We start from the raw sequence: 11346 nt of genomic DNA, 5'->3' as shown, positions 1-11346 counted from the left end.
TGTTGTTCGGTGTTCACAGTTGCCAGTTTTTTCTGCAATTTGTTCAATCGCGCATTTCACCAGCTTTGTTACTTTGCTTCCATTCTCTTCCCGCTCTTCAGCGGGAGGCGAACTATAGCAAATTTACGGGGGGCTTTGCAAGAGAAATTTACTTAGGCCGCCAAACTTATAAAAAATGAATTAGGCTTATATATAAATATTAATCATGAATCTATAAAATGAAGATACGTAAGAAAAAAGCCTCGCAATGAACTATTCACTCTTTGATGATGCAAGTGACGTACAGCCCTGGACGGAAGCCATCTGCGAAGGCGCGCTGATACTGAGGCATTTTTCAATACCTCACGAAACTGCATTGCTGGATGGCATACAGCAAATATCAAGCAAACACCCTTTCCGGCATTTGCGTACCCCCAATGGCCATCGCATGTCAGTCGCAATGACTTGCTGTGGTGAAGTGGGCTGGGTTTCTGATAGTGAAGGTTATCGCTATAGCGCATACGACCCGGAAAATGGTGAGCACTGGCCAACCATGCCTGACAGTTTTTATTCGCTAGCGGTGCAAGCAGCAGACGAAGCTGGCTTTCCCGGCTTCAAGCCTGATAGCTGCCTGATCAATCAATATCAGGAAAGGTCACGCCTTAGCCTTCATCAGGATAAGGATGAAAAAAATTTGGGGGCACCTATCGTGTCGTTCTCATTAGGGATACCAGCGACATTTCTTTTTGGAGGCATGCAGCGCACCGATCCCGTCCAGCGTTACTATCTTGCACATGGTGATGTGGTGGTCTGGGGTGGCCCGGCGAGATTGCGTTACCATGGTGTCGCACTAATCAAAGAAGCAGCGCATCCATTACTGGGACCGCAAAGAATTAATCTGACATTTCGCCAGGCTACATAAACAGAGCACGGATTTTCAATCGCCAAATAACAAGACAAGCAATTCACTATGCCATTTTCGCTAGACAATCTTTTAGTTATAGGAATTTCTTCCCGCGCCCTGTTTGATCTGGAAGCGGAAGAAGCAATTTTTCAGGAACAAGGCCTGGATGCCTATCGCCAGCATCAGCTTAAGGAAGAAACCAGCATATTAAAACCAGGGGCAGCTTTTGCCCTGGTCAAGGCTTTATTGAAACTCAATGATCTGACGCCTGGTCACAGACTGGTAGAAGTAGTCATCATGTCGCGCAATTCATCCGAGACTTCTCTGCGTATATTTAACTCGATTGCGCATTATGGTCTGGATATTACGCGTGCGGCCTTGTCTGGCGGCTCGCCATTGGCGCCCTACTTGCTGGCTTTTAATGTCAGCCTGTTTTTATCGCTGCATGAAGATGATGTGCAAGCGGCCATCAATTCTGGTGTGGCATCGGCGATGTTATATCGCCTGCCAGAAAATGCCGCAGACCCCGAACAAATCCGCATTGCCTTTGATGGCGATGCAGTCATTTTCTCCGATGAATCAGAACGAATTTACCAGGAACAAGGTGTGGAAGCCTTTGAGCAGCATGAAAGAGAAAATGCCTTGAAGCCTCTACCAGAAGGACCTTTTGCGAGACTGTTGCTTGCATTATCTTATTTGCAGAATAATTTCAAAACTCCGGATGGTCGCGCCTTCCCTTTACGTACCGCCCTGGTGACAGCAAGAGCTTCACCAGCACACGAGCGAGTGATACGTACACTACGCGCCTGGAATATCGCGATTGATGAAACCTTCTTCATGGGTGGCGTCAACAAGTCGGCTGTACTGGCCGCTTTCAAACCGCATATGTTTTTTGATGACCAGCATGGCCATTGCCTGCATGCGTCGAATGTCGTGCCAACTGGCCGCGTGCCAGTCAAACAAGGAAAATAAATCGACGCAAAATAAAAAAAGCCAGCCTGATTTATCAGGCTGGCTTTTTACATCTGATGGCAGATTAACGCTGCGCTACCGCGTCAACTACACACAAAGCAGTCATATTGACGATACGGCGCACCGTTGCCGATGGTGTCAAAATATGTACAGGCTTGGCGCAACCCAACAAGATAGGGCCAATCGCAACATTATTGCCTGCAGTTGTTTTCAACAGGTTATACGCGATATTTGCTGCGTCGATATTTGGCATGACGAGCAAATTGGCATCACTCTTCAATGTCGAATCCGGCATCATTTTCTTGCGGTAAGCGGTATCGAGCGCGGTGTCACCATGCATTTCACCATCGACTTCAAGGTCAGGCGCATCGCGCTGGATAAGCGCCAGAGCAGCACGCATTTTTTGTGCCGATTCGCTATTGCTGGAACCAAAATTTGAATGCGACAACAAGGCAGCTTTAGGCATCAAACCAAAGCGGCGCATTTCTTCTGCCGCCAGAATCGTGATCTCGGCGATTTGTTCTGCCGTCGGGTTCTCATTGACATGTGTATCGACCAGCACAACCTGACGGTCAGGCAAGACCAGACCATTCATGGCGGCATAGACATTCACGCCTTCGCGCTTGCCCAACACTTGATTGATGTAATTCAGATGCAGGCCAGTTGTACCAAAAGTGCCGCAGATCATGCCATCTGCATCACCTTTATGGATCATCATGGCACCGATCAAGGAATGACGGCGGCGCATTTCCAGTTTTGCATATTGCTCGGTAACACCTTTGCGGGCAGTCATCTGATGATAAGTCTGCCAGTAATCGCGATAGCGGTCATCTTGCTCAGGGTTGATCACCTGGAAGTCTTGACCCGCCTTGAGACGCAAGCCAAATTTTTCTATGCGCTGGTCAAGAATGTGTGGACGGCCCACCAGGATAGGTGTCGCCAGTTTTTCATCAACGATGACCTGTACCGCACGCAAGACTTTTTCTTCTTCGCCTTCCGCATAGACAATACGTTTGCGATCATCCGGTGCTTTTTTGGCGATCTGGAACAGTGGCTTCATGAAAGTACCACTGTGGTAAACGAATTGCTGCAGCTTTTCTACGTAAGCCTGCATATCCTGAATAGGACGTGCAGCCACACCACACTGCTCTGCTGCTCTTGCCACTGCCGGAGCAATCTTGATCATCAAGCGCGGATCAAAAGGTTTAGGTATCAGGTACTCAGGACCAAAAGACAGATTACTGATGCCATAGGCAGAAGCAACGACGTCTGATTGCTCAGCTTGCGCCAGGTCAGCAATTGCATGCACAACCGCGATTTCCATTTCACGTGTGATGGTGGTTGCACCGCAATCCAGAGCGCCACGGAAAATATACGGGAAGCACAAAACATTATTGACTTGATTCGGGAAGTCGGAGCGGCCAGTCGCCATGATGGCGTCATTGCGCACAGCCTTGACTTCTTCAGGCAGGATTTCTGGTGTAGGGTTAGCCAAAGCCAGAATCAAGGGATTTGGCGCCATCAGCTTGACCATATCCTGCTTGAGCACACCGGCAGCCGACAAGCCGAGGAAAATATCGGCGTCAGGCATAACATCACGCAGGCTACGAGCTGAAGTTTCTTGCGCAAAACGCTCTTTGTCCGGGTCCATTAATTCGACGCGGCCTTTATAGACCACGCCAGCCAGATCGGTGACGAAAATATTTTCCAGCGGGAAGCCAAGGTCCACGATCAAATCCAGGCAAGCCAAGGCCGCAGCGCCAGCGCCAGAAACAACCAGCTTGGTGTTCCTGATTGTTTTACCGACGACTTTCAAACCATTCAGGATGGCTGCACCAACGATGATTGCAGTACCGTGCTGGTCATCATGGAAGACCGGTATCTTCATGCGCTCACGCAGTTTGCGTTCTATATAGAAGCATTCCGGTGCTTTGATATCTTCGAGATTGATACCGCCAAATGTAGGCTCCAGAGAAGCGATGATATCAACCAGCTTGTCGGGGTCAGATTCACTGATTTCGATATCGAATACATCAATACCGGCGAATTTCTTGAAAAGAACGCCCTTGCCTTCCATGACTGGCTTAGATGCCAGTGGTCCAATATTACCCAGACCCAGCACCGCAGTGCCGTTGGTAATGACACCCACGAGGTTGCCGCGGGCAGTGTATTTAAATGCCGCAGTCGGATCGGCGACGATTTCTTCACAAGGGGCAGCGACACCAGGGGAATACGCCAAAGCCAGATCACGTTGATTCGTCAATTGCTTGGTTGCAGTGACACTGATTTTGCCTGGCGTTGGGAATTCATGATATTCCAGCGCAGCCTGGCGCAATTGTTGACGTATTTGCTCTTTTTGATCTGACGAATCCATGTGCTTGGCCTTCTTTCTATTTTTGCTTACGGAAATCTTACTGGTAGAGATTCTAGCAGAGGGAACCCTCTAACTTTATACGTATTTGTACGACTCTTATGCTTTTCTAGCATAACCAAATGCAATTTATTCTGCTAAGCAAGATTCCATAGCCTTTAACTATTGAATTAATAAAATCAATTGTCTTTGAATGTTGATTATTAAAATCTATTATAGATCCCACGTTGATAGCAAATGCAAACAACATCCGCAAATAACCAAGGAGAGCATTATGAGCACCCAGGCAAACCCATCCGTCACCATCCAGAACCTTGAATCCGCTTTTGCTGGCGAATCCATGGCCCATATCAAATACCGCTATTTCGCCAAACTGGCGCGTGAAGCAGGGGCGATCGACATTGCAGAAGCATTTGAAGCAACCGCTGATCAAGAAGTCATGCATGCCTTTGGCCATCTGGATTTGCTCTACCCCAAAAGCCAGTTGACACCACAGCGTGCCCTGGAAATTGCTATTGAAGGTGAGACCTATGAATATACCGAAATGTACCCAAAATTCCGCCATCTCGCTGTGGAAGAAGGCAACCATGCTGCTGTCGCTGAGTACGATGAGCAAATCACAGAATCTAAGGAACACGCTGAAAACTTTAAGCGGACTTTAGAAATTGCAGCGAAGCGCTTTGCCGCGCTGGCAAAAGTGGAAGAGCGCCACGCCAATCATTACCGCGCCGTGCTGGAAGCCAATCAGGCCTGAGCCCCAAAAAACATTTCATTAAAAAATACAGAGGACACCATGAAAACTTACCAATGCATCGTATGCGGTTTTATCTATGAAGAATCCAAAGGCTTGCCAGAAGAAGGCATCGCCGCTGGTACACGCTGGGATGATATTCCAGCAGACTGGGAATGCCCAGATTGCGGCGTCGCCAAAGCTGATTTTGATATGATAGAAATCTGAGGCAGTCATGAAACCCATCGCCATCATCGGTTCGGGCCTGGCTGGTTATACAGTCGCCAGAGAATTCCGCAAGCTTGATAAAACCACGCCCTTGCTGATCTTCACTGGCGATGATGGTAGCTTTTACTCCAAGCCCATGCTATCGAATGCTTTTGCCATGAGCAAGCAGCCACAGCAATTGCAAAGTAAAACGGCAGATCAGATGGCGGCAGAGCTGAATGCCACTATCCTGACTAAAACTCAGGTAAGTGGCATCAATACTGCAACGCAGACCATACAAACCAGGACGGGTGATTTTGAGTATGCCCAACTGGTGCTGGCGCTTGGTGCACAAGCCATACGACTGCCTATCGCTGGCAACGCAGCTGATAAGGTCTTGTCCGTCAACAACCTGGATGATTATGCAGTCTTTCGCGACAAACTGGCGCAAGCCGGTGACAAGGCCAGAGTCACTATACTGGGCGCAGGTTTGATAGGTTGTGAATTCAGCGATGATCTGGCCAGCGCAGGGCATGAAGTCACCTTGATAGACCCGAACGCACTGCCACTTGCAGCTCTGGCACCAACTGCTATTTCACAAGGCTTGCATGCAGCCTTGAGTGAAAAAGGTGTACGACTCAAACTGGGCACCACTGCCAGCCAGATTGATGTGCTGGGGAATGCCTTACAGGTAAGACTGTCCAATGGCGAGAGCTTTGATGCCGATGTCGTCTTGTCAGCAGTCGGCCTGCGTGCAGATATACGCCTCGCGCAGGCAGCACAATTGCAAACGGATCGCGGCATTATTATCAATGAATATGGCCAGACCAGTGTGCCCGGCATATTTGCACTTGGTGATTGCGCGCAGTACAAACAAGCAGATGGCAGCCATAGCCTGATGCCCTATGTCGCCCCCATCATGACTGCTGCGCGGGCGATTGCACTGAGCCTGAGCGGTCAGTTGACGACTATAGACATGAAACTGGCTGCGGTTCTGGTCAAAACGCCCAGTTACCCGGTTGCGCTGATACCACCTGCGTTTGCTGTCAGCAAATCAGGTGTCTGGGAGTCGGACCATGTGGACGGCATCACCACCAGCCGCTACTTTGACGAGGGCAAAAAATTACGTGGCTTTGCAATCGCCCCGCACGATGCCAAATCGAGAAATGCACTGCTTGCGGAATTAACAGAAGCACAAGCAGCACGCATTATCTGAATCAGCCAGACACGCAGTACCGAGGGTGCAGGGGTTTATCTTGAATCCTGAGCTACCTTAGGTACAATGCGCGCATGCTTTCCGAATTCGATCTCATCAAGCGCTACTTTGCGCAACACAGTATTCAAGACAGCCGCGTCGCCCTGGGCATAGGGGATGACTGCGCCCTGCTCAACCCCAGCGCTGGCATGCAGATGGCCATTTCCAGTGACATGCTGGTATCTGGCCATCACTTTTTCCCGGATGCTGATCCTTACAAGCTGGGTCATAAATGCCTGGCCGTAAATTTATCAGACCTTGCAGCCATGGGCGCAGAACCGCTGGGCTTTACCCTGGCGTTGTCACTCCCTGAAGCCAATCCAGACTGGCTGGCAGCGTTTTCACGCGGCTTGCTGACACTGGCAAATGAATATGGCTGTCACCTGATTGGTGGCGATACCACCAAGGGGCCGCTGAATATCTGCATCACTATCTTTGGCGAACTACCACCGGGCACCGCCCTGCGCCGTGATGCTGCAAAAATTGGTGACGATATCTGGGTGTCCGGTACTTTGGGCGATGCACGGCTGGCATTGGCAAACTACTGGAAAGAAGTCACGCTCACAGAAACTGATCACGAACTGGCCGCAACCCGCATGCATCAGCCCAGTCCACGTATTGCATTGGGTGCAGCTCTGCGTGGCATTGCCCATGCAGCACTGGATATTTCTGATGGCCTGGCTGGCGATCTTGGCCACATCCTGGAAAAATCAGCCGTTGGTGCCACTATTTTTATTGATCGCCTGCCTGCTGGCCCTGTATTGCAAACGCAATCGCCAGATTTACGCAGACAATTTACTTTGAATGGCGGTGACGATTATGAATTGTGTTTCACTGCACCGGCAAGTCGCAGGCAAGATGTACTGGCAGCAGCTGCAAAAGCCAATACCGCCATCACACATATAGGCCAGATCGTGGCAGAGACTGGCTTGCGCTTGCTGGATGAACGGGGCCAGGCAGTCTCCCTGCAATATAAATCCTTTGATCATTTCGCCCATCCATGACTACCATAGAAAACAAGCAGACGGCCATCATCCACAAACCGGACTGGCGCTTCATGTTGCGCCACCCTGCGCATATATTGTCGCAAGGCTTTGGCAGTGGCTTGTCGCCTGTCATGCCAGGCACGTCCGGCACCTTGTTTGCGTGGTTAAGTTTTTATGTATTTTCCAGCCGCTGGCCAGATGTATTTACGACGACCACCTGGGCCGTCATCATCGTGATTGGTTTTGCTATTGGTGTCTGGGCTTGTGATGTCACGGGTAAAAACCTGGGTGTCGCTGACCATGGCAGCATGGTCTGGGATGAAATCATCGCCTTCTGGCTGGTATTGATTTTTATCGTACCAGCAAACTGGCAAACCCAGTTGTGGGCATTTATAGGCTTTCGATTTTTTGACATGGTCAAGCCACCGCCGATAGGTTATTTTGACCGCCACCTCAAAGGCGGCTTTGGCGTTATGTGGGATGATATTGTTGCGGCTTTCTTTTGCCTGTTGGCCTTTGCCTTATGGCGTAGCTTTTAAAAAGTAATGGCTGCTCATTTATATTAAGCAGCCATTATTCTTTTACTTCTTTATTTTAAAAACTACTCGTCCTTCACTCCATCTATCCCCAGCTCCTGAATCTTGCGGGTGATGGTATTCCGGCCTATACCCAGGCGTATTGCCGCATCATTCTTGCGGCCATGGGTATGGCGCAATGCCGCCTTGATGACGACAGACTCAAAACAACGCCCCAGCTTGTCAATCACTTCAGACTGACCTTCTGCCAGCATGGCAGTTGCCTCAGCTTCAAGCAAAGAAACCCAGCTTTCACCGCTGCGGTACACGGTCTTTTCAGTAAACGCGTTCCCATTGATTTGTGCTGGCGCGCCAGATAAATACTCGCTACTTCTATTGATCTGATCATTTGAATTAGCTGCCGCCTGTGCCTGAACCGCTACGGCAGCAATAGGTATCAAGTCTTGCGGCAAATCTGGTATCTCTACCGTTTGTCCGGGCGCCATGACGGTGATCCAGTTACACAGGTTTTCCAGCTGTCTGACATTGCCAGGAAAATCCAGGCTGGACAGAAATTGCAGCGCCGGTTCTGACATGCGTTTGACATCCACGCCCAGTTGCTTGGCACTCTGGTTCAGGAAGTATTTTGTCAGCAGCGGGATATCTTCTCGGCGCTCACGCAAGCTTGGCAGGCGCAGGCGGATAACGTTCAGGCGATGATACAAGTCTTCGCGGAACAAGCCATCTTTAACACGGGTTTCAAGATTCTGGTGAGTCGCGGCGATGACGCGTACATTCGCCTTCATGGGCTGGTGCCCGCCAACACGATAGAAATGCCCGTCTGACAAAACCCGCAACAAGCGTGTTTGCAAATCAAAAGGCATGTCACCAATTTCATCGAGGAACAACGTACCGCCCTCAGCCTGCTCGAAGCGGCCACGGCGCGTGGTCTGCGCGCCAGTAAAGGCACCGCGCTCATGACCGAATAATTCTGATTCCAGCAAATCCTTGGGGATAGCCGCCGTATTCAAGGCGATGAAAGGCTGTGATGCACGTGGGCTATGCTTGTGCAAGGCACGCGCCACTAACTCTTTACCGCTGCCTGATTCACCGGTAATCAACACCGTCACGTTCGATTGCGATAAACGACCAATGGCGCGAAACACATCTTGCATGGCAGGTGCCTGGCCCAGTATCTCCGGTGTTTCAGAGATGCTTTGCTCAACACTGGATTCGCGCAGGCTTTCATCCAGCGCGCGTCGTATCAACTCAACTGCCTTGTCGAGATCAAAAGGCTTGGCCATATATTCAAAAGCCCCGCCCTGAAAAGCAGCCACTGCAGATTCCAGATCAGAAAACGCTGTCATGATAATCACAGGCAAGCCAGGATATTTGGCTTTGACGGTTTGCAAGAGTTCAAGGCCGGATGCTCCGTGCATGCGTATGTCAGACACCAGCACTTGCGGCGTATCACTTTGCAAGGCATTCATCGCATCTCTTGCATTGGTGAAGCTGCGGGTTGCCAGGTTTTCTCTCGCCAGCGCTTTTTCCAGCACCCAGCGAATTGAATCATCGTCGTCCACTATCCAGATTGGTTTCATATTGTCGTTTTGCAGTCTGTGTTAAGCATATCGATAGAAGGAGCACTTTTGGTGCAGCCACTTTGCCACACCTTTATTTAAGGGAGTGGTATCAGTATCCGGAAATCCGTACATCCCGGCCGGCTCTCACATTCGATGACACCCATATGTTGTTCAACGAAAGTTTGTGCCAGCGTCAGACCCAGACCGCTACCGCCTTCCTTGCCCGACACCAGGGGATAGAAAATGCGATTGCGAATCTCAGGTGGGATGCCCGGACCGTTATCAATGATATGCAAGTCTAATGCCAGCCTGTAACGTACCTTGGCCAAAGTGATCTGGCGCACCACGCGCGACTTGAAAGTCAGCACGGCATCGCCCTGCCGGATACGCTCGCTCAGTGCTTGCGCCGCATTGTGGGCAATGTTCAGGACTGTCTGTATCAGCTGTTCTTTGTCGCCACGAAATTCTGGTATCGATAAATCATAGTCGCGCTTGATACTCAGACCCTGCGGGAATTCAGCGACGATCAGGCTGCGCACGCGCTCACAAACCTCATGGATATTGACGTCACCAACTATATGCGGCAGGCGATGAGGTGCCAGCAAACGGTCCACCAGAGTCTGCAACCTGTCGGCCTCCTTGATGATGACCTGGGTATATTCGCGCAATTCACGCAAGTGCCGCTCGGGCAACTCCAGCTCCAGCAATTGTGCTGCGCCACGTATGCCACCCAGGGGATTCTTGATTTCATGCGCCAGATTACGTATCAGCTCCTTGTTGGCCTTGCTCTGGTCGAGCATGCGCTCTTCCCTGTCGAGCTTGAGTTGCTGTACGTTCTCGCGCAACTCTATCAGGACGGGCGTATCAGGGTTATCCAGTGCCGTAACTATGCTGTGTACATGCAAGGGCTCACGCCCTGCCCGCTCCAGTGTCAGGTCCTGTCGTTTGTCGGCAAACTGATGGGCTACTGCCTGATGGAAAACGGCGGTCAATTCCTGGCCGTTCAGGAAAAGATCGGTCAGTTTCAAATGCGTCAGTGATTTGAAGGAAGAATCGAGCAGGTTTTCAGCAGCTGCGTTGGCAAATAAAATGCTGCCCTCAGCATCCAGCACGATCACTGCTGAAGTCAGCAAATCCAGGCCAGCAAATAAGGTAAGTGGAGTTTTCAAAACTTGTCCATAAAAAAAGGCCGCACAGAGCGACCTTTACGCAAGCATCATGCCCGAACAGCATTTTGCATTTTCACACTGGCAACTTATTTTGCGTTGGCAATTTCACGTTTTAGTGCTTCTATGTTCTTTTCGGTGCGCGCGATCTCTTCTTTCATCAAATTGGTGCGTTCCTGATATTTGGCGAAATTTCTTTCATCACCACGACGCTCAGGCTCACCATTATTGTATTCTTTCTTCAGATTGGCGAGCTTTTGCTCTTCTGTCTTCAACTCATCCTGCAAAATCTGCTTGCGGTCAGAATCCCTGGCTTTTTGTGTGCTGTCATCCACCTTGGGAAAATCACTAGGGCTGCTAGCCGGTTTGCCGCCTTGCGGCTTTTTACCTGGTGCCGGTAAAGTTGGCGCAGGAACAACGGTAATGCCTTGCAATTCTACTTTTTTGCAACCTTTGACAGCGCCTGTGTTTTTGTATTCTTTTTTACCATTATCGTCCACACACAGGAAGACATCGCCCTGCGCATAGGCAAGCGTCTGCACACCAATAAAGAGAATAAGGCCTGACAAGAGACGGTTCATAGGAAAGCAATAGTCATTAACAGACTGATAGTGTATGTCATGCAGCGCTGCAACACAATTACAGACAAATTAGCATTTGTAACAAAAAAAGCGAGGT

The 11346-nt window shown here is 50.0% G+C and carries 11 protein-coding genes; 7 read left to right on the top strand and 4 right to left on the bottom strand.

The window, feature by feature from the left end; translation table 11 throughout:
• Positions 1 to 247: 247 nt before the first annotated feature.
• Entirely contained in the window at positions 248 to 901 is a 654-nt protein-coding gene (alkB, locus tag DFR42_RS27840; protein ID WP_110258339.1) for a DNA oxidative demethylase AlkB, read from the top strand.
• Positions 902 to 949: 48 nt separating this feature from the next.
• On the top strand, positions 950 to 1855 hold the full coding sequence (locus DFR42_RS27835; RefSeq protein WP_110258338.1) for a 5'-nucleotidase: 906 nt from the start codon (positions 950 to 952) through the stop codon (positions 1853 to 1855).
• Positions 1856 to 1919: 64 nt separating this feature from the next.
• On the opposite strand, the gene DFR42_RS27830 is transcribed toward DFR42_RS27835, so the two are convergent.
• Positions 1920 to 4229, bottom strand: a complete 2310-nt coding sequence (locus tag DFR42_RS27830) for an NADP-dependent malic enzyme (protein ID WP_110258337.1) — start codon at positions 4227 to 4229, stop codon at positions 1920 to 1922.
• A gap of 271 nt (positions 4230 to 4500) precedes the next feature.
• Here DFR42_RS27830 and DFR42_RS27825 point away from each other — a divergent pair, with 271 nt between their 5' ends.
• The 5 genes from DFR42_RS27825 (at position 4501) to DFR42_RS27805 (ending at position 7943) form a co-directional block, all read left to right on the top strand.
• Positions 4501 to 4980: a rubrerythrin family protein gene (locus DFR42_RS27825; RefSeq protein ID WP_110258336.1), complete on the top strand. Its 480-nt coding sequence runs from the start codon at positions 4501 to 4503 to the stop codon at positions 4978 to 4980.
• 39 nt (positions 4981 to 5019) lie between these two features.
• On the top strand, positions 5020 to 5184 hold the full coding sequence (locus tag DFR42_RS27820) for a rubredoxin (protein ID WP_110258335.1): 165 nt from the start codon (positions 5020 to 5022) through the stop codon (positions 5182 to 5184).
• Between the two features lie 7 nt (positions 5185 to 5191).
• A complete protein-coding gene (locus tag DFR42_RS27815; protein ID WP_110258334.1) occupies positions 5192 to 6379 on the top strand; it encodes an NAD(P)/FAD-dependent oxidoreductase in 1188 nt (395 codons plus the stop codon).
• A gap of 74 nt (positions 6380 to 6453) precedes the next feature.
• On the top strand, positions 6454 to 7422 hold the full coding sequence (gene thiL / locus DFR42_RS27810) for a thiamine-phosphate kinase (protein WP_110258333.1): 969 nt from the start codon (positions 6454 to 6456) through the stop codon (positions 7420 to 7422).
• The gene (locus tag DFR42_RS27805; RefSeq protein ID WP_245937118.1) at positions 7419 to 7943 is read left to right on the top strand and encodes a phosphatidylglycerophosphatase A family protein; all 525 of its coding nucleotides are present in this window, start codon (positions 7419 to 7421) and stop codon (positions 7941 to 7943) included. The genes thiL and DFR42_RS27805 overlap by 4 nt, the downstream gene beginning before the upstream one ends.
• A gap of 62 nt (positions 7944 to 8005) precedes the next feature.
• Here DFR42_RS27805 and ntrC read toward each other — a convergent pair whose 3' ends face one another.
• From ntrC to DFR42_RS27790, 3 genes are all read right to left on the bottom strand, one after another.
• Positions 8006 to 9520 (bottom strand): nitrogen regulation protein NR(I), encoded by a 1515-nt coding sequence (gene ntrC, locus DFR42_RS27800; protein ID WP_110258332.1) that lies wholly within the window; start codon positions 9518 to 9520, stop codon positions 8006 to 8008.
• A 77-nt stretch (positions 9521 to 9597) separates the two neighbouring features.
• A complete protein-coding gene (gene glnL, locus DFR42_RS27795) occupies positions 9598 to 10671 on the bottom strand; it encodes a nitrogen regulation protein NR(II) (protein ID WP_110258331.1) in 1074 nt (357 codons plus the stop codon).
• Between the two features lie 86 nt (positions 10672 to 10757).
• Positions 10758 to 11249, bottom strand: a complete 492-nt coding sequence (locus DFR42_RS27790; protein ID WP_110258330.1) for a DUF4124 domain-containing protein — start codon at positions 11247 to 11249, stop codon at positions 10758 to 10760.
• Positions 11250 to 11346: the final 97 nt, after the last annotated feature.

It is taken from the genome of Undibacterium pigrum, from assembly GCF_003201815.1.
Lineage (GTDB): Bacteria > Pseudomonadota > Gammaproteobacteria > Burkholderiales > Burkholderiaceae_D > Undibacterium > Undibacterium pigrum.
This window is presented reverse-complemented; position numbering and strand designations above follow the sequence as displayed.